At 69.0% G+C, this 18,133-nt stretch carries 16 protein-coding genes; 11 read left to right on the plus strand and 5 right to left on the minus strand.

What is annotated here, in order from left to right:
* The first annotated feature begins 103 nt into the window (after window positions 1–103).
* From groES to LQ757_RS05365, 4 genes are all read left to right on the plus strand, one after another.
* The gene (gene groES, locus LQ757_RS05350; protein ID WP_017203655.1) at window positions 104–400 is read left to right on the plus strand and encodes a co-chaperone GroES; all 297 of its coding nucleotides are present in this window, start codon (window positions 104–106) and stop codon (window positions 398–400) included.
* Window positions 401–432: 32 nt separating this feature from the next.
* The gene (locus tag LQ757_RS05355; RefSeq protein ID WP_231046139.1) at window positions 433–570 is read left to right on the plus strand and encodes a hypothetical protein; all 138 of its coding nucleotides are present in this window, start codon (window positions 433–435) and stop codon (window positions 568–570) included.
* 51 nt (window positions 571–621) lie between these two features.
* The gene (gene rarD / locus LQ757_RS05360) at window positions 622–1,542 is read left to right on the plus strand and encodes an EamA family transporter RarD (protein WP_231046323.1); all 921 of its coding nucleotides are present in this window, start codon (window positions 622–624) and stop codon (window positions 1,540–1,542) included.
* Between the two features lie 266 nt (window positions 1,543–1,808).
* Entirely contained in the window at window positions 1,809–3,113 is a 1,305-nt protein-coding gene (locus tag LQ757_RS05365; protein ID WP_231046140.1) for an ABC transporter substrate-binding protein, read from the plus strand.
* Window positions 3,114–3,659: 546 nt separating this feature from the next.
* Here LQ757_RS05365 and LQ757_RS05370 read toward each other — a convergent pair.
* From LQ757_RS05370 to LQ757_RS05385, 4 genes are read right to left on the minus strand one after another with little or no spacing between them, the layout of a single operon-like run.
* The gene (locus LQ757_RS05370) at window positions 3,660–4,439 is read right to left on the minus strand and encodes an ABC transporter ATP-binding protein (protein ID WP_231046141.1); all 780 of its coding nucleotides are present in this window, start codon (window positions 4,437–4,439) and stop codon (window positions 3,660–3,662) included.
* Window positions 4,426–5,322: an ABC transporter ATP-binding protein gene (locus tag LQ757_RS05375; protein WP_372459630.1), complete on the minus strand. Its 897-nt coding sequence runs from the start codon at window positions 5,320–5,322 to the stop codon at window positions 4,426–4,428. Before LQ757_RS05375 ends, LQ757_RS05370 begins: the two co-directional genes overlap by 14 nt.
* Before the next feature lies 1 nt (window position 5,323).
* The gene (locus LQ757_RS05380; RefSeq protein ID WP_231046143.1) at window positions 5,324–6,304 is read right to left on the minus strand and encodes a branched-chain amino acid ABC transporter permease; all 981 of its coding nucleotides are present in this window, start codon (window positions 6,302–6,304) and stop codon (window positions 5,324–5,326) included.
* Between the two features lie 11 nt (window positions 6,305–6,315).
* Window positions 6,316–7,548 carry a branched-chain amino acid ABC transporter permease gene (locus LQ757_RS05385; protein ID WP_231046144.1) on the minus strand — a complete coding sequence of 411 codons (1,233 nt, stop codon included), beginning with the start codon at window positions 7,546–7,548 and terminating at the stop codon, window positions 6,316–6,318.
* 362 nt (window positions 7,549–7,910) lie between these two features.
* On the opposite strand from LQ757_RS05385, the gene guaB reads away from it, so the two are divergent.
* Complete coding sequence (gene guaB, locus LQ757_RS05390) at window positions 7,911–9,413, plus strand: IMP dehydrogenase (protein WP_231046145.1); 1,503 nt, start codon at window positions 7,911–7,913, stop codon at window positions 9,411–9,413.
* A gap of 223 nt (window positions 9,414–9,636) precedes the next feature.
* Here guaB and LQ757_RS05395 read toward each other — a convergent pair whose 3' ends face one another.
* On the minus strand, window positions 9,637–10,797 hold the full coding sequence (locus LQ757_RS05395) for a MalY/PatB family protein (protein WP_231046146.1): 1,161 nt from the start codon (window positions 10,795–10,797) through the stop codon (window positions 9,637–9,639).
* Window positions 10,798–10,912: 115 nt separating this feature from the next.
* Here LQ757_RS05395 and LQ757_RS05400 point away from each other — a divergent pair, with 115 nt between their 5' ends.
* The 6 genes from LQ757_RS05400 (at window position 10,913) to LQ757_RS05425 (ending at window position 18,104) form a co-directional block, all read left to right on the plus strand.
* Window positions 10,913–12,613, plus strand: a complete 1,701-nt coding sequence (locus LQ757_RS05400) for an ABC-F family ATP-binding cassette domain-containing protein (RefSeq protein ID WP_231046147.1) — start codon at window positions 10,913–10,915, stop codon at window positions 12,611–12,613.
* A gap of 9 nt (window positions 12,614–12,622) precedes the next feature.
* On the plus strand, window positions 12,623–13,747 hold the full coding sequence (locus tag LQ757_RS05405) for a GuaB3 family IMP dehydrogenase-related protein (protein ID WP_231046148.1): 1,125 nt from the start codon (window positions 12,623–12,625) through the stop codon (window positions 13,745–13,747).
* 191 nt (window positions 13,748–13,938) lie between these two features.
* The gene (locus LQ757_RS05410) at window positions 13,939–15,669 is read left to right on the plus strand and encodes a glycerol-3-phosphate dehydrogenase/oxidase (protein ID WP_231046149.1); all 1,731 of its coding nucleotides are present in this window, start codon (window positions 13,939–13,941) and stop codon (window positions 15,667–15,669) included.
* A gap of 90 nt (window positions 15,670–15,759) precedes the next feature.
* Window positions 15,760–16,284 (plus strand): cation:proton antiporter regulatory subunit, encoded by a 525-nt coding sequence (locus LQ757_RS05415; RefSeq protein WP_231046150.1) that lies wholly within the window; start codon window positions 15,760–15,762, stop codon window positions 16,282–16,284.
* On the plus strand, window positions 16,284–17,102 hold the full coding sequence (locus LQ757_RS05420; RefSeq protein WP_231046151.1) for an SURF1 family protein: 819 nt from the start codon (window positions 16,284–16,286) through the stop codon (window positions 17,100–17,102). The genes LQ757_RS05415 and LQ757_RS05420 overlap by 1 nt, the downstream gene beginning before the upstream one ends.
* Before the next feature lie 135 nt (window positions 17,103–17,237).
* Window positions 17,238–18,104 carry a S1C family serine protease gene (locus LQ757_RS05425; RefSeq protein WP_231046324.1) on the plus strand — a complete coding sequence of 289 codons (867 nt, stop codon included), beginning with the start codon at window positions 17,238–17,240 and terminating at the stop codon, window positions 18,102–18,104.
* The last annotated feature ends 29 nt before the right edge of the window (window positions 18,105–18,133 follow it).

Genomic DNA, 18,133 nt, shown 5'->3' on the forward strand with positions numbered 1-18,133 from the left:
CGAGTGCCAAATCACGAATAGACTCGCTTTAGCACTCTCGCTCTGAGGCTGCTAACCCAAGTCTTCCTCAAGACAGTTCTCAACTCTAGAAAAGGGGTCAACCGTGTCGGTTTCCATCAAGCCGCTCGAGGATCGCATCGTCATCAAGCAGGTCGAGGCCGAGCAGACCACCGCTTCCGGTCTGGTCATCCCCGACACCGCGAAGGAGAAGCCCCAGGAGGGCGAGGTCGTGGCTGTGGGCCCCGGCCGCATCGATGACAACGGCAACCGCGTTCCGCTCGACGTGGCCGTCGGCGACCGCGTCCTGTACTCGAAGTACGGCGGCACCGAGGTCAAGTTCGGCGCCGACGAGTTCCTCGTGCTCTCCGCGCGCGACGTGCTGGCCGTCGTCGTTCGCTGAGCGACTCGATCCGACTCGAAGCCCGGGCACCCGTGAGGGTGCCCGGGCTTCGTCGTCTCCGGGTGACGGATGTCGCGGCATCCGTCACCCGCATCGTGCGCCGTGCACGACCGGATGTCGACGATGAACGGCAGCCGGGCGGGCGCCTCGGCGTCGGCGGGCGGGCGTAGTCTGTGCTGGTGTCATCACCCTCCACACCGTCGCCCGCGACCGACGCGCCGGTGAAGCACGTCGGCGGCATCAGCCGGTCGGGCCTCCTCTACGCCATCGGCGCCTACGGGCTGTGGGGCATCCTGCCCATCTACTTCATCGCCCTCGCGCCCACCGGGCCGTTCGAGATCGTCGCGTGGCGGGTGCTGTTCTCGCTCGTGTTCTGCGCCCTGCTCATCGCAGTGACCCGCGCGTGGCGGCCGTTCGGGGCGCTCCTGCGCGACCGTCGGGTCGTGCTCACCATGGGGCTCGCCGGGCTGCTCATCTTCGTCAACTGGCAGACCTACGTCTACGCGACGCTCAGCGGGCAGGTCGTCGAAGCGGCATTGGGGTACTTCATCAACCCGATCGTGACGGTGCTGCTCGGGGTCATCGTGCTTCGCGAGCGACTGAACGCGACGCAGTGGGTCGCGGTGGGTATCTCGGTCGTGGCCGTCATCGTGCTTGCCATCGGCTACGGGCAGCTGCCGTGGATCGCACTCGTGCTGGCGTTCTCGTTCGGCATCTACGGGCTCATCAAGAAGCGCGTCGGCCCGAAGGTCGACGCGGTGTCGGGGCTCACGCTCGAGACCGCGTGGCTCGCGCCCCTCGCGATCATCCAGCTCGTGTTCGTCGGCATGACCACGGGGCTCACGATCGGCACCGAGGGCGTCTGGCACACGGTGCTGCTCGTGTCGGCTGGCGCGGTCACCGCGGTGCCGCTGCTCTTGTTCGCCGCGGCGTCGCGCCGGCTTCCTCTCATCTACATGGGGTTCATCCAGTACTTCGCGCCGTTCATCCAGTTCCTCGTGGGCGTGTTCGTGCTGCAGGAGCCGATGCCGCCCGAGCGGTGGATCGGGTTCGGTCTCGTGTGGCTCGCGCTCACCGTGCTCACGGTCGACCTGCTGCGCGGCGTGCGGGTGTCACGACGGGTCGTGGCGGAGCCCGTCTGACCGTCGAATGGCGTCTCCGATGACCCCCATTCCGGGGGTGGATGCGCCGATGGCCCTGACGCGCGATCCGCGCGTCTCGAGCGGCATTCGCGACGAATCCCTGCGCCGAAGCGGGAGTTGAATGTCGAGAAGGTAACGATTCCGACGGTGTTACACGGTTGTGACCGCGGCATCTTGTTTCCGTCGAATGCCCGGAATACTGTCGAACAACGGCGTCACCACGGCGCTGAATTGTGTACCAATTTCCTTCAGTCCCAAGGAGCAACATGAGCGTATTCGCGAAGGCCTCGGCCAAGCGCTCGGCTCGCGCAGCCTGGACGGGTCTCGCCATCGCCGGCGTCAGCACCCTCCTCCTCACTGCGTGCGCCCAGGGCGGAACGCCGCCGGCCGAGACGGAAACACCGACTGGTGACGCCGGCGACGCCCTGCCCATCGCCGAGGGTGAGCGCGATCTCGCGCTCAAGCTCGGTACGATCCTCCCGCAGAGTGGTGCGCTCGCGTTCCTCGGCCCGCCCGAGGAAGCCGGCGTGCAGCTCGGCGCCGACGACGTGAACGGCGCCGGCTCCGGCCTCGCCGTCGAGGTCGTCTTCCGTGACTCGGGCGACACCACCACCGACATCGCCACCGTCTCGGTGACCGACCTGCTCTCGCAGGACGTCTCGGCCATCGTGGGCGCGGCCTCGTCGGGCGTTTCGAAGACCGTCATCGACCAGATCGTCGCTGCGGGCGTCGTGCAGTTCTCGCCGGCGAACACGTCGGCTGACTTCACCGACTACGACGACAACGACCTGTACTGGCGCACGGCACCGTCCGACGTCCTGCAGGGCGAGGTGCTCGGCAACCTGATCGCCGAAGACGGCAACGCCACGCTCGGCCTCATCGTGCTGAACGACCCCTACGGAACGGGTCTCGCGCAGTTCACGCGCGACGCCTTCGAGGCTGCCGGCGGCGAGGTCGTCGCTGAGGCGCTCTTCAACGAGGGCGACTCGAGCTTCGACGCGCAGATCACCGAGGTCACGGCGGCCAACCCCGACGCGATCGCGCTGATCACGTTCGACCAGGCCAAGGTCATCACCCCGGCACTGGTCGGCACGGGCTACCCCGGCGACAAGGTCTACTTCGTCGACGGCAACCTCGCCGACTACAGCGCCGACTTCACGCCCGGTCTCATCACCGGTGCGAAGGGCACCCTGCCGGGCCTCGACGTCGGAACCCTCGGTGACTTCACCGACCGGCTCCTCACCGTCGACCCCGCGCTGACCGACTACAGCTACGCGGCTGAGTCGTACGACGCGGTCACGCTCATCTCGCTCGCGGCCTACGCGGCCAACAGCACCGATGGCGCCGAGATCGCCAAGTACCTGCGTCAGGTCTCGGGCGGCAGCGGTGAAGGCGAGAAGGTCACAACCTTCGAAGAAGGTGTCGCGCTGCTCGAACAGGGCCAGCAGATCGACTACGACGGCCCCTCGGGTCCGGTCACCTTCGACGAGCACGGTGACCCGACCGAAGCCACGATCGGCATCTTCCAGTTCAACGAGGACAACACCTACTCGCGCATCGGCGACGGCTGATCCGCTGAGTGAGTGAGCGGGGCCCCGGCTACGGCCGGGGCCCCGCTTTCGTGTGCCCGCGCGTCGAGACGGTGCGGGCTGCCCCGACCGGGCGCAAGAGGCGGCGATTGCCACCGTGTGGATGTCGCTCCCTGTCTCCCGCATCCCATCCATCGAGAGTGCACTCCCCGCCCTATGGGAGGGCCGCGAGTGCACGCTCGGTGGGTCTGCGACGCTTCAGCGTGCCTTCTCTGCTCGTCGAACGTGCACTCCCCGCCCTATGGGAGGGCGGGGAGTGCACTCTCGGTGGGCTGGGACGCTCCAGCGTGCCTCTGCTCGTCGAACGTGCACTCCCCGCCCCATGAGAGGGCCGCGAGTGCACTCTCGGCGGGCTGGGACGTCCCGAAGCAGCCCGGGAGTCGCCTGGTGCGTCGCGTACGCCGTGCAGCGCGGCAGAGGCTCGGGTACGGGGGAACGCGCGGTGCGCCGCGCACTGCGCAAACGGAGCGGATACACGAAAGAGGGGGCGATCCGCCGTAGCGGACCGCCCCCTCTTCGTACTTCGAACTACTCCTCGTCCTGCCCGAGCGTGCCGAGGTAGAGGCCGATCACCTTGGGATCGTTCAGGAGCTCGCGGCCGGTGCCGTGGTACGCGTCGCGGCCCTGGTCGAGCACGTACCCACGGTCGCAGATCTCCAAGCAGCGGCGGGCGTTCTGCTCGACCATGATGGTCGTGACGCCGGCACGGTTGATCTCCTTGACGCGCATGAAGGCCTCGTCTTGACGAACCGGCGAGAGGCCGGCCGATGGCTCGTCGAGCAGCATCACGTGCGGGCCCATCATCAGCGCGCGCGACATGGCCACCATCTGGCGTTCACCGCCGGACAGCGAGCCGGCACGCTGCGTGAGCCGCTTGCCGAGTTCGGGGAAGATCTCGGTCACGAACTCGAGACGCTCCTTGAGCCCCTTCGGCTTCAGGTAGAGCCCCATCTCGAGGTTCTCCTGGATGGTGAGCGAGGGGAACACGTTCTCCGTCTGCGGGACGAAGCCGACACCCTGACCGACGAGCTTGTTCGCCTTGAGGTTCGTGATCTCCTCGCCGTGGAGGTAGATTCCACCCTCGCGAACCTTGACGAGCCCGAAGATCGACTTCAGGAGTGTCGACTTGCCGGCGCCGTTCGGGCCGATGATGCCGATGAGCTCACCTTGCGCGGCTTTCAGCGAACACCCGTTGAGGATGTTCACCCCGGGAAGGTACCCGGCGATCACGTTCCGCACCTCGACGACGAGGTCCTCGGCGGGCGGCTCGGCGACAGCGGCTGCGGCTGTGGGACTACTGTTCGTCATCGATGAGCTCCTTCAGTGCTTCGACGTGCTCCGAGTCGGCGCCCAGATCGATGTCGTGGTGGGCGCCGAGGTAGGCGTCGATGACGGCGGGATCCTCCATCACCGTGTGCGGGTCGCCCTCGGCGACCACACGCCCTTCTGCCATCACGATCACCCAATCGGCGATGTGCCGCACCATGTGCATGTCGTGCTCGACGAAGAGCACGGTCATGCCCTCGGCCTTCAGGCCCAGGATGTGATCGAGCAGCGATTGCTTGAGCGCGGGGTTCACGCCTGCCATCGGCTCATCGAGCATGACGAGGGTGGGATCGCTCATGAGCGCCCGCGCCATCTCGAGCAGCTTGCGCTGCCCGCCCGACATGCTCGCCGCGTAGTCGTCTTTCTTGGCGTCGAGCTTGAATCGGGTCAGCAGGTCCATGGCCTTGACCTCGATCTCGGTGTCCTGCTTGCGCCAGATCGCGGGGATGAGCGAGCGGAACAGGTTCTCGCCGACCTGGTTCTTCGCGCCGAGCTTCATGTTCTCCATGACCGACAGCAGCGCGAGCGACTTCGTGAGCTGGAACGTGCGGATGAGCCCCATGCGCGCGACCCGGTAGGCCGGGACGTGGGCGAGTGAGCGACCGTCGAACGACCAGCTGCCGGTGTCGGGCTTGTCGAAGCCCGTGAGCAGGTTGAAGAACGTGGTCTTGCCGGCACCGTTGGGCCCGATGAGGGCCGTGATGGCCCCGCGCGGGATCTCGACGTGGTCGACGTCGACGGCCGTGAGGCCGCCGAACGTGCGCTTGACGCCGTCGGCGATGAGGATCGGGTCGACCTTCTTGACGCCCGGAGCGGCGTCGCCGACGTGGAGACCGATGGACTTCACGGGCCTCGAGGAGGTGATTTCACTTGACAAAAGCAAGCTCCTTCCGGTTTCCGAGGATGCCTTGCGGCATGAACACCACGATCAACATGATCGCGACCCCGACGAGAATGAACCGCAGCTGGCCGGCCTGCACCTGCGTCATGAACGGCAACCAGCCCGCCTCGACCGCGCGGGAGATGAAGCCCGAGAAGAACGAGAGCAGCACCCAGAACACGATCGATCCGACGATCGGTCCGAGGATGGTCGCCGCGCCGCCCAGCAGCAGGATGGCGTAGATGAAGAACGTCAGCGACGGCTGGAAGTACGACGGCACGACCGCCCGTGGTAGGACGAAGACGATGCCCGCCAGGGTACCGAGGGCGCCGCCGAGGATGAGGCTCTGGATCTTGTACGAGTACACGTTCTTGCCGAGCGCGCGCACCGCATCCTCGTCTTCACGGATGCCCTTGACGACGCGCCCCCAAGGGCTGCGCATGATGAGCCAGGTGAACACCGCCGCGAGCGCCAGGACGATCCACGCGAGCAGAAGGAAGAACCACACTCGGTTGTCGAAGACGAACGGACCGAAACCGTAGCGGCCCGCGGGGAACGGGTTGAGCGCGAGCAGGTCGCCCTGGTAGTTCGAGAGCCCGCTCGCCGAGCCGGTGACCGCATCGAACTCGTTCGTCGTGAAGATGAGCCGCAACACCTCGGCCGCGGCGATCGTCACGATCGCCAGGTAGTCGGCGCGCAACCGCAGTGTCGGAATACCGAGGATGAGCGCGAAGATCACCGAAGCGACGAGCGCCGTGAGCACACAGGCCCAGAAGGGCCAGCCCAGGTGGATGGCCGGGATCGCGTAGCCGTAGGCGCCGAGCAGCATGAATCCCGCCTGGCCGAAGTTCAGCAGGCCGGTGAAGCCGAAGTGGATCGCCAGACCCAGTGCGGCGAGGGCGTAGGCAGCGGTGGTCGGGCTGATCAGCTCGACGGCCGCGTTTCCGAAGATTGCTCCCCAATCCATGTGCGGGCCTCCTATCCAATTCTCTCTCGGCGACCGAGGATTCCCTGCGGCCGGAACAGGAGCACGAGGATCATGATGACCAGCGCCCCCACGTACTTCATGTCACTGGGCAGCCACAACGTCGACAGCTCGACGAAGAGGCCGACGATGACGGCGCCCACGAGCGCGCCGAAGGCTGTGCCGAGCCCGCCGAGCGTGACGGCGGCGAACACGAGCAGCAGGATCTGGAACCCCATGTCCCAGCTCACGCCGGGTCGGAAGTACGCCCAGAGGATGCCGGACAGGCCGGCGAGCCCCGCTCCGAGCACCCAGACGATGCGGATCACGAAGTTCACGTCGATGCCGCTCGCGGAGGCAAGCGCCGGGTTATCGGAGACCGCGCGCGTCGCCTTGCCGATGCGGGTCCGCAGCAGGAAGTATGCGACCGCGAGGATCGCGACGACGCTCACCGCCATGCTCACGACGTCGACCCACGAGAGGGCGATCGGGCCGATCCGGATGTCGGAGGGAAGCGTCGCGCCCGGCAACTGCCTCGTCGCGCCGCCGTAGAAGTACTGGTACGTGTAGCGCAGGGCGAGCGAGAGACCGATGCTCACGATCATGAGCTGGATCACCCCGACGCCCTTGCGCCGCAGCGGCTTCCAGATGGCGGCGTCGAGCCCCCAGCCGAGTGCAGCGCTCAGCACGAGCGCGATTCCGATCGCGGCCCACAGCGGCCACGCGAGGTCGACTCCGAAGCTGAGCACCATGAGGGCGCCGAACGTGATGAGCTCGGCGTGGGCGAAGTTCGACAGGCCGGTGGTTCCGAAGATGAGCGAGAGGCCGATCGCCGCGAGTGCGAGCAGCAGCCCGAAGTTCAGGCCGTTCACCGTGCGCTGCAGGAACTGGTCGAAGAAGCTGACCGTCGTGCGCACCCCCTCACCGAGGAAGAAGTTCACCGACGCGTTGCGGGTGAGGCCGAACTCGGCCTCTCGGCTCGCTCCGCCCTCGGCGACGACGACGCCCTCGGGAAGGGTGTCCTCGTCGAGCGAAACCGTGTACGTCGCCTTCTCGGGCACGCCGATCTCCCAGCGGCCGTCGGGGCCGGTTTCGGTGTCGGCTTCGAAGCCGCCGCCTTCGACGCGGATGACGACGCCTTCGAGCGGCTCGCCGTCGAACTGCACGTTCCCGCGGAAGTGGAACTCGAATTCCTCTTCGGGAGCCGGAGTCGGTTCTGGTGTCTCGGTCGCTGATGCCGCACTCACATCCTCCGCCATCGCAGGGGACGCTGCGATGCCGGACAGGGTGAGTGCGGACAACAGGACTGCGAGGACTATGAGCCACCTCCCGGGTGACCGTTTGGCGACTGACTGCGTGGGTTCCACTGCACCTCCAAGGGGTCCGGAGGCCTGTGGACCTCCGGGACCGGTCCTTACTGCTGACAACGTCGTCGACAGTACGTGCCGATTATGTCTCATGTGTTTCGCACATGACGCAATCAGCCCTCGATTGTTATCCGGGGAATGCCCATGACGCAAACTCGCTTAACATTGATGCACCGCCTTGCACCTCGATCGCGCCGATTCTCGAGCGCGACACCGACTCGGGCACGACACGAAGGGAAGTCATGGATCAGGCAGATCCGTTCGGATTCACGGGACTCACATACGACGACGTCCTCCTCCTGCCAGGTCACACCGACGTGATCCCCAGCGAGGCTGAGACGGCTTCGCAGCTCACTCGCCGCATCCAGGTCGCGACTCCACTGCTGTCGGCCGCCATGGACACCGTGACCGAGGCCCGCATGGCGATCGCCATGGCCCGTCAGGGCGGCATCGGCATCCTGCATCGCAACCTCTCGATCGCCGATCAGGCCGACATGGTCGACCGCGTCAAGCGCAGCGAGTCCGGCATGGTCTCGAATCCGGTGACGACGACTCCCGATTCGACGGTCGCCGATGTCGACGCCCTGTGCGCGACCTACCGGGTGAGCGGCCTGCCCGTGGTCGACGGCGACGGCAAGCTCGTCGGCATCATTTCGAACCGCGACATGCGATTCGTCGCCGAGTTCGAGAAGTCCACGACGAGGGTCAGCGACGTCATGACCAAGATGCCGCTCATCACGGGGCGCGTCGGCATGAACCCCGATGAGGCGCTCGCCATCTTCGCCGAGCACAAGGTCGAGAAGCTTCCGCTCGTCGACGACGAAGGGTACCTCACGGGTCTCATCACCGTGAAGGACTTCGACAAGTCCGAGCAGTATCCGAACGCCACGAAAGACAGCGAGGGCCGTCTGCGCGTCGGTGCGGCGATGGGCTTCTTCGGCGACGCGTGGGAGCGCGCCGAGGCGCTGCGCGACGCAGGGGTCGACGTGCTCGTCGTCGACACGGCGAACGGGGAGTCGGCGGGCGTGCTCGACATCATCCGTCGCCTGAAGTCCGACCCGACGTTCGCGCACATCGACGTCATCGGCGGCAACGTCGCGACCTACGAGGGCGCGAAGGCCCTCGTCGACGCGGGCGCCGACGCCGTCAAGGTGGGCGTGGGCCCAGGCTCGATCTGCACCACCCGCGTCGTCGCGGGCGTGGGCGTTCCGCAGATCACGGCCGTGTACGAGGCATCCAAGGCAACGAAGCCCGCCGGGGTTCCGCTCATCGCCGATGGCGGCCTGCAGTACTCGGGCGACATCGCGAAGGCGCTCGTCGCGGGCGCCGACACCGTCATGCTCGGCTCACTGCTCGCGGGCACGGCCGAGAGCCCCGGCGAGCTCGTCTTCCAGAACGGCAAGCAGTTCAAGGCCTACCGCGGCATGGGATCGCTCGGCGCCCTGCAGACGCGCGGCCAGAAGACGTCGTACTCGAAGGACCGTTACTTCCAGGCGGATGTCCCGTCAGACGACAAGCTCATCCCCGAGGGCATCGAGGGGCAGGTGCCCTATCGCGGTCCCCTCTCGGCGGTCGCGTACCAGCTCATCGGCGGGCTGCGCCAGTCGATGTTCTACGTCGGCGCCCGCACGATCGCCGAGCTGAAGGCCAAGGGCAAGTTCGTGCGCATCACCCCCGCGGGTCTCGCGGAGTCGCACCCGCACGACGTGCAGATCGTGGTGGAGGCGCCGAACTACACCAGGTAGCAACTCGGAGCGGCGCGCTGCAGGTCAGCGGGGCGCGAAGCGACGCGCTTCCTGCAGAAAGGCGGCAGCCGTAGCGCTCGCGGCGCGCCAGCGCTGCGAAGCGTGCGCGCTGCAGGTCAGCGGGGCGCGGAGCGACGCGCTTCCTGCAGGAGGGCGGCAGCCGTAGCGCTCGCGACGCGCCAGCGTTGCGAAGCGTGCCGCGGTCAGTCTCGAGTGCGCGACGTCACGATTCGGTCCTCGCCTCGGCGAGACGGGTGATCGCCTCGTCGAGCACCTCGGGCGTGCACGCGAAGTTGAGCCGCACGTGTCCGCGGCCGACGGTCGCCCCGAACTCGGTGCCGATGCCGAGCGCCACCTTCGCGTGCTCGAGCGCGTACCTGGCGGGGTTGTCGCCCCAGCCCAGCGCCGACAGGTCGAGCCACGCGAGGTACGTCGCGTCGGGCATGCGGTAGCGCACGCCCGGCAGCTCCTCGCTGATGAGGTCGGCGAGCAGACGCCGGTTGTCGTCGAGGCTGCCGAGCACGCCGTCGAGCCAGCGCCCACCCTGGGTGAACGCGGCGATCGAGGCGATCGCGCCGAACTGCCCCATTCGCCACTCGACCTCGTACGGCAGGGCCGTGCGCACCCGGTCGCCCCGCTCGCTCGCGGTGACGATGAGCGCCGCCTTCAGCCCGGGGATGTTGAACGACTTCGACGCCGACGTGATGGCGACGCCGTGCTCGCGGGCCGCGTCGGACACCATGAGGAACGGCGTGTAGTCGACGCCGGGCTGCACGAGCGGCCCGTGCACCTCGTCGGACACGATCGTCGCCCCGTGCCGGGCGGCGATCTCGGCGAGCGAGGCCAGCTGCGACGCAGAGGGCACGAGGCCGATCGGGTTGTGGGGGTTGCACAGCACCATCGCCTTCGCCCCGGCGGCGAACGCGGCATCGATGCCCTCGAGGTCGAGCGACCAGCCCTCGTCGATGCCGCCGAACATGGGCACGTCGACGACGACGGCCGACGCCTCGGTGACGAGATCGAAGAACGGCGGGTAGATGGGCGGCGTGATGATCACCCCGTCGCCGGGGCTCGTGACTCGTCGCAGCACCTCGACGATGCCCATGCTGACGTCGGCGGTGCACGTCACGCGGGCGGGGTCGACCTGCCAGCCGAGCCGGGTCGAGGCGAAGCCTTGGAAGGCGTCGGCGACAGGCCGGCTGCCCGCGTGGTACCCCGTGTCGGAGCGCCGGATGGCGGCCTGCAGCGCGGCCGCGATCGGCTCGGCGAGGGGGTAGTCCATCTCGGCGACGGGCAGCGGCAGCACATCGTCGGCGTAACTGCGCCACTTCGCGCTCGTGCGGTTGCGGAGGACGTCGAGCGGCTCAGCTGCGATGCGATGCATGACTCCAGCTTGCCGCAGAAGCGAGCGGAGTGGCACGGCGGCGCACCACGCGATAGGCTGATCGGCTGCCTCAGTGCGCCGCGGCGGATGTCGCGAATCGAACGGAATCACACGCATGGGCTTCATCGACGTCAACGGCGTCTCCTTCTCGCTCCCCGACGGGCGGCCGCTGCTTGCCGACCTCGCGTTCCGCGTGACCGAGGGGCGCACGACCGCGCTCATCGGCGCGAACGGCGCGGGCAAGTCGACGCTGCTGCGCATCATCCGCGGCGACCTCCGGCCCGACGAGGGCAGCGTGCAGGTCGACGGAGGGCTGGGGGTGATGGACCAGTTCGTGGGCACGGGCCGAACGGTCGCGGGCGCCGACGAGACCGTGGCGGGCCTGCTCGTCTCGGTGGCGCCGCGACGCGTGCGCGACGCGGCACTCGAGCTCGAGGCATCCGAGAACGCGCTCATCGAATTCGACGACACCGAGACGCAGATGCGCTACGCGACCGCGCTCGCCGAGTACGCCGAGGCCGGTGGGTACGACCAGGAGGTCGTCTGGGACCACTGCACGATGGCGGCGCTCGGCATCCCATTCGAGCGTGCGAAGTGGCGCGAGCTCTCCACGCTGTCAGGCGGCGAGCAGAAGCGCCTGGCGCTCGAGGCGCTGCTGCGGGGGCCCGAGCAGGTGCTGCTGCTCGATGAGCCCGACAACTCGCTCGACGTGCCCGGCAAGCGCTGGCTCGAGGCGCAGCTGCGCGCGACGGCGAAGACCGTGATGCTCGTCTCGCACGACCGCGAGCTGCTCGCGCGGGCGGCCGACCGCATCGTGACGCTCGAGGTCGGTGCGGCCGGGAACACGGCATGGGTGCACGGCGGCAGCTTCGAGGGGTACCATGCGGCCCGCGACGACCGCTTCGCGCGGCTCGACGAGCTGCGCCGACGCTGGGACGAGCAGCACGCGGCGCTCAAGCAGCTCGTCGCGACGCTCAAGGTGAAGGCGACCTACAACGACGGCATGGCATCGCGGTACCAGGCTGCGATCACCCGGTTGCGCAAGTTCGAGGAGGCCGGACCGCCCGAGGAGCGCCCACCAGCGCAGGCCGTCTCGATGCGGCTGCGCGGCGCCCGCACGGGCAAGCGCTCCGTGGTGTGCGAGGGCCTCGAGCTCACCGGGCTCATGAGCCCGTTCGACCTCGAGGTCTGGTACGGCGACCGGGTGGCGGTGCTCGGGTCGAACGGTTCGGGCAAGTCGCACTTCCTGCGACTGCTCGCGGGTGGCGGCACCGAGCCCGACCGCACGCTCGGACACGTCACGACCGTCGGCGAGACGCTCACGCGGGTGCCGCACGAGGGCCGGGCGGTGCTCGGGGCGCGTGTCGTGCCCGGGTGGTTCGCGCAGAACCACGAGCATCCCGAGTTCCGCGGGCGCACCCTGCTCGACATCCTGCATCGCGGCGACGCCAACCGCGACGGCATGGCCCGCGAGGCGGCGAGCTCGGCGCTCGACCGGTATGGGCTCGCGGGAGCGGCGCAGCAGCGCTTCGAGTCGCTTTCGGGGGGCCAGCAGGCGCGCCTGCAGATCCTCATCCTCGAGCTCTCGGGTGCCACGCTGCTGCTGCTGGACGAGCCCACCGACAACCTCGACCTCGTCTCGGCCGAGGCGCTCGAGGACGCGCTCCTGCGCTTCGACGGCACCGTGCTCGCGGTCACCCACGACCGCTGGTTCACGCGCAGCTTCGATCGGTTCGTCGTGTTCCGCAGTGACGGCGAGGTCGCCGAGACGGATGTCCCGGTCTGGGACGAGGGGCGCGTCGCACGGGTTCGATAGGGTTGAACGGTGACCCAGGAGATCGAGATCGGCCGCTCCAAGCGGGGCCGTCGAGTCTATGCGTTCGACGACATCGCGATCGTGCCGAGCCGTCGCACCCGCGACCCCGAAGACGTCTCGGTGAGCTGGTCGATCGACGCCTACCAGTTCGACATCCCGTTCCTCGCCGCCCCCATGGACTCCGTGGTCTCGCCGCAGACGGCGATCATGATGGGCAAGCTCGGCGGGCTCGGCGTGCTCGACCTCGAGGGTCTCTGGACGCGGTACGAAGACCCCGAGCCGGTGCTCGCCGAGATCCGCAACCTCGCGCCTGAGCAGGCGACCGAGCGCATGCAGCAGCTGTACGCCGAGCCGATCAAGCCCGAGCTCGTCACCGCACGACTCGCCGAGATCCGCGCTGCGGGCGTCACGGTCGCCGGAGCGCTCTCGCCCCAGCGCACGCAGGAGCTCTACGCGACCGTCGTCGCCGCGGGCGTCGACCTGTTCGTCATCCGCGGCACCACGGTCTCGGCCGAGCACGTGTCGAAGAACCAAGAGCCGCTGAACCTCAAGAAGTTCATCTACGAGCTCGACGTCCCCGTCATCGTCGGCGGTGCCGCCACCTACACGGCGGCCCTGCACCTCATGCGCACGGGTGCCGCGGGCGTGCTCGTCGGCTTCGGCGGGGGAGCGGCCTCGACCACGCGGGCCACGCTCGGCATCCACGCCCCCATGGCGACCGCGGTCGCCGACGTGGCAGGTGCGCGCCGCGACTACCTCGACGAGTCGGGCGGGCGCTACGTGCACGTCATCGCCGACGGCGGGGTCGGGGCATCCGGCGACATCGTCAAGGCCATCGCGTGCGGTGCCGATGCGGTCATGCTCGGTGCGGCGCTCGCGCGCGCGACCGATGCGCCCGGCGGCGGCTACCACTGGGGCGCCGAGGCGCACCACTCGAAGCTGCCTCGTGGCAAGCGGGTGCACGTCGGTCAGGTCGCGTCGCTCGAAGCGGTGCTGTACGGCCCCGCTCCCGCGGCCGACGGCACGGCGAACCTCGTGGGCGCGCTGCGCCGCTCGATGGCGACCACCGGGTACTCCGACCTGAAGGAGTTCCAGCGCGTCGAGGTCATCGTCGAGCCGTACCTGGGATCGTAGGCGCCCGCCGGTTTCGAGACGGCGCTGCGCGCCTCCTCAGCCCACCGGTTTCGAGACCGGCGCTCCGCGGCCTCCTCAACCCACCGGTTTCGAGACCGGCGCTCCGCGGCCTCCTCAACCCGCACAAGCTCGGGTAGCGTGGGAATCGATCACGCGGCGCGGCCGCGAGGCCGCGGGGATGAGGTGGCACGATGGCGAGACTGAAGTCGGTGACGCGTTCGAGCAAGCTCGGGCCCGACGAGCGCGAGGCCGCGATCGCGCGGCTGAAAGAGAAAGAACTCGACATCCTCGTGGTGGGCGGCGGCATCGTCGGCACCGGCTCGGCGCTCGACGCGGTCACTCGCGGTCTCTCGACGGGGCTGCTCGAGGCGCGCGACTGGGCGTCCGGAACCTCGAGTCGATCGTCGAAGCTCGTGCATGGAGGCATCCGCTACCTCGAACAGCTCGACTTCAGGCTCGTGCGCGAGGCGCTCATCGAACGCGGCCTGCTGCTGCAGCGGCTCGCGCCGCACCTCGTCAAGCCCGTGCGGTTCCTCTACCCGGTGAAGACGCGCTTCTTCGAGCGGCTCTACGTGGGCGCGGGCATGATGCTCTACGACATCTTCAGCTACACCGGCGGGCGCCCCCCGGGCGTACCGCACCACCGGCACCTCACGAGGCGCCAGGTGCACAAGGCGATCCCATCACTCGCCCCGAACACCCTCGTCGGCGGGCTCACGTACTACGACGCCCAGGTCGACGACGCCCGCTATGTCGCATCGCTCGCACGCACGGCGTCGTTCTACGGCGCGCACGTCGCGAGCCGAGTGAAGGTCGACGGGTTCCTCAAGGTCGGCGAGCGCGTGGTCGGCGTGAAGGCGCACGACCTGCAGACCGGCGAGCGCTTCGAGGTGCGCGCCAAGCAGGTTGTGAACGCCACCGGAGTCTGGACCGACGACACCCAGCGCATGGTCGGCGAGCGCGGCACCTTCAAGGTGCGCGCGTCGAAGGGGATCCACCTCGTGGTGCCTCGCGACCGCATCCAGTCGGCCATGGGAATGATCTTCCGCACCGAGAAGAGCGTGCTCTTCATCATCCCGTGGGGCCGGCACTGGATCATCGGCACGACCGACACCGACTGGAATCTCGATAAGGCCCATCCGGCGGCGACGGCCGCCGACATCGACTACCTGCTCGAGCACGTGAACGCGGTGCTGGCGGTGCCGCTCTCCCGCGAAGACGTCGAGGGCGTGTTCGCCGGCCTGCGCCCGCTGCTCGCGGGTGAGAGCGACCAGACCTCGAAGCTCTCGCGCGAACACCTCGTGGCGCACACGGTGCCCGGGCTCGTCGTGATCGCCGGAGGCAAGTGGACGACCTACCGGGTCATGGCGAAGGACGCGATCGACGCCGCCGTCGACGCGCTCGACGGCAAGGTGCCGCCGTCGACCACGCAGGACATCCCGTTGCTCGGAGCCGAGGGGTACCAGGCCGCCTGGAACAAGCGCGGAAAGATCGCCCGCGCGTTCGACGTGCACAAGGTGCGCATCGAACACCTCCTGAACCGGTACGGCACGCTCACCGACGAGCTGCTCGACCTCATCCGGTCGGATCCGAAGCTCGGCGAACCGCTGCCGGGTGCCGACGACTACCTCGGCGCCGAGGTCGTCTACGCGGCATCGCACGAGGGTGCGCTGCACCTCGACGACGTGCTCGCACGTCGCACCCGCATCTCGATCGAGGCATGGGACCGGGGCGTCTCGGCCGCGCCCGTCGCGGCGAAGCTCATGGGTCGGGTGCTCGGGTGGGACAAGGCGCGTGAGACCCTCGAGGTCGAGCGCTACCTGCAGCGCGTGGCCGCCGAGCGCGCCTCCCAGGAGCAGCCCGATGACGAGTCGGCCGACCGCGTGCGACTCGAGGCGCCCGACATCGTCAAGGTCGACTGAGGCGCACCGTCGGCGCCGGCGCCCGCGCCTCGGGTCGAGGCAGGGCGCCCGCGGGCGGTCGGCGGAGCACCGCCCGCCTAGACTGGAGGCATGGTCGAGGTTCGCCGGGTCACCCTGCCCGGAATCGGCGTGATGCATTCGTTCGCGACGGTCGACGGGGTCGAGCTCGCGGTCGTCGCGCACCGCACGGGCTCGAGCGACCTCGTCGCCCGTCACGGGCGAGGCGACCGTCACGCAGTGACCCTGCGCCTCGACGAAGACGAGGCCCGCACCCTCGCCGAACTGCTCGGCGGCACCCGCGTGGTCGAGTCCATCGCCGAGCTCGACGACCTGCCCGGGCTGCCCATCGACTGGTTCGCGATCGACGAGCATGACGCGATCGTCGATCGGCCCATCGGCGTGGTGCCCGCCGTCGACGGGGTCGCCCTCGTGGCGCTCGTGCGCGGCGACCACGCGCACCCGTCGCCGAACGGCGACTTCGTCGTCCGTGCGGGCGACACGATTGTGGCGGCGGGTCCCGCGCAGGGAATCGACGCGTTGTTCCGAGCGGTTCGTCACGGCGACGGTCTCGCCGTCAGGCCCGCTGAACGCCCCGACGAGAGTCCCGACGCCTGATGCTCAAGATGATGTTGCGCCCCCGGTGGGTGCTGGCGCTGCTGCTCGCCCTCGGCATCGCCGCCGCGTTCGCGGCGCTCGGCCAGTGGCAGGTCGAACGTGCGGTCGTGCAGGCGACCGTCGAGGAGCGGCCCACCGAAGACATCCGGCCGTTCTCGGGTCTCGCGGTGCCCGACAAGCCGACCGAGCAGTCCGCCACCGGCCAGATGGTCGAGGTGTCGGGCACGTTCGTGCCCGGCGACACCGTCCTCGTCGAGGGCCGGTTGAACGACGGCGTCGCCGGATTCTGGCCGGTCGCGCACCTCGAGGTGACGGATGGCCCTGCCGGCGGTCTGCCCGTCGCCCTCGGTTGGGCGGCCGACGAGCAGACCGCGCGCGACGCCGCCGATCGCTTCGACGCCGGCGTCGCCCCCACCGAGGTCGTCACCGTGACCGGGCGCTTCCTGCCGAGCGAGGCGCCGGTGGTGCCCGACGAAGGCGGCGACCCGTTCGCCATGACGACGGTCGCGGTCGCGCAGCTCATCAACCTGTGGGCCGACTACGACGACCGTCCGGTGTACTTCGGTTACGTGACCTCGGCCGAACCGGTCGTGGGGCTCGACGCGATCTCCTCGCCGCCACCAGAGCAGTCGGTCGAGCTGAACTGGCTCAACATCTTCTACGCCGTCGAGTGGGTCGTGTTCGCCGGCTTCGCCGTGTACCTCTGGTACCGGCTCGTGCGCGACGCCGTCGAGCGCGAGCGTGAGGAGGCGGCCGAGGCCGAAGCCGACTCCGGAGCCGGGCGAACCGAACCGGTCGGGCCCAAGGCGGATTCCTGAGCGATTCCGCCTCGGGCGAACCGCGGCCGACATGACGGTCTGCGGGCGGATGATTGGCGTGTGAGCACCGAAGCCCCGAGCAACGAGGATCCGCTCGACGCATACTCCGCGGTCGTCACTCGCGTGGCGAGCACCATGCTGCCGAGCGTCGCGAGCCTCGCCGTGCGCACGTCGCGGGGCGAGGGCGCCGGGAGCGCGAGCGTCATATCCGACGACGGGGTGCTCCTGACGAGCGCCCACGTCGTCGCGGGTGCACGGTCCGCCGAGGCGACGTTCGGCGACGGGACCGCCGTGGGCGTCGACGTGGTCGGCCGCGACGTGCTCTCCGACCTCGCCGTGCTGCGCGCGCGTGGCCCGGTTCCGCGTCCGGTTCCTCTCGGCGATGCGGCGGGACTGCGGGTGGGGCAGCTCGTCGTGGCGCTCGGCAACCCCATGGGCCTCGCGGGCAGTGTGACCGCCGGCATCGTCTCGAACCTCGGCCGATCACTGCCGACGGCGTCGGGCCGCGTGATCGACGAGGTGATCCAGACCGACGCAGCGCTGAACCCCGGCAATTCGGGTGGTGTGCTCGCCGACGGTGCAGGCCGCATGGTGGGCGTCAACACCGCCGTCGCCGGCATCGGACTCGGGCTCGCGGTGCCGATCAACCGAGCGACGCGCGACATCATCGCCACACTCACGCGCACCGGCCGCGTGCGGCGGGCGTGGCTCGGCATCGTCGGGGCGAAGGTGCAGCTCGCGCCCGAGCTCGCGGCGCGCATCGGTTCGCCGACCGGATTGCAGGTGGCGGGCGTCGCCCCCGACAGCCCTGCCGCGCTCGCGGACATCCACCGCGGCGACATCGTGGTCTCGCTCGACGGGAACGACGTGGTGACGTCGACGTCGATCCAGCGGCTGATGGTCGAGGACGCGATCGATCGCCAGGTCGAGATGACGGTCTGGCGCAACGGCGCGCTCGTGGACGTGTTCGTCGTTCCGCGGGAGCTCGTCGACGCATCCTGATCCGTCGACCGGATGCCTCGCGGACCGCG

This window comes from Agromyces cavernae (genome assembly GCF_021044935.1).
Classification (GTDB): Bacteria; Actinomycetota; Actinomycetes; order Actinomycetales; family Microbacteriaceae; genus Agromyces; species Agromyces cavernae.

Coding starts and splice junctions, on each gene's coding strand:
- LQ757_RS05365 (WP_231046140.1), top strand. CDS start 1,809: ATGAGCGTATTCGCGAAGGCCTCGGCCAAGCGCTCGGCTCGCGCAGCC.
- LQ757_RS05370 (WP_231046141.1), bottom strand. CDS start 4,439: ATGACGAACAGTAGTCCCACAGCCGCAGCCGCTGTCGCCGAGCCGCCC.
- LQ757_RS05380 (WP_231046143.1), bottom strand. CDS start 6,304: ATGGATTGGGGAGCAATCTTCGGAAACGCGGCCGTCGAGCTGATCAGC.
- guaB (WP_231046145.1), top strand. CDS start 7,911: ATGGATCAGGCAGATCCGTTCGGATTCACGGGACTCACATACGACGAC.
- LQ757_RS05395 (WP_231046146.1), bottom strand. CDS start 10,797: ATGCATCGCATCGCAGCTGAGCCGCTCGACGTCCTCCGCAACCGCACG.
- LQ757_RS05400 (WP_231046147.1), top strand. CDS start 10,913: ATGGGCTTCATCGACGTCAACGGCGTCTCCTTCTCGCTCCCCGACGGG.
- LQ757_RS05410 (WP_231046149.1), top strand. CDS start 13,939: ATGGCGAGACTGAAGTCGGTGACGCGTTCGAGCAAGCTCGGGCCCGAC.
- LQ757_RS05415 (WP_231046150.1), top strand. CDS start 15,760: ATGGTCGAGGTTCGCCGGGTCACCCTGCCCGGAATCGGCGTGATGCAT.
- LQ757_RS05420 (WP_231046151.1), top strand. CDS start 16,284: ATGCTCAAGATGATGTTGCGCCCCCGGTGGGTGCTGGCGCTGCTGCTC.
- LQ757_RS05425 (WP_231046324.1), top strand. CDS start 17,238: ATGCTGCCGAGCGTCGCGAGCCTCGCCGTGCGCACGTCGCGGGGCGAG.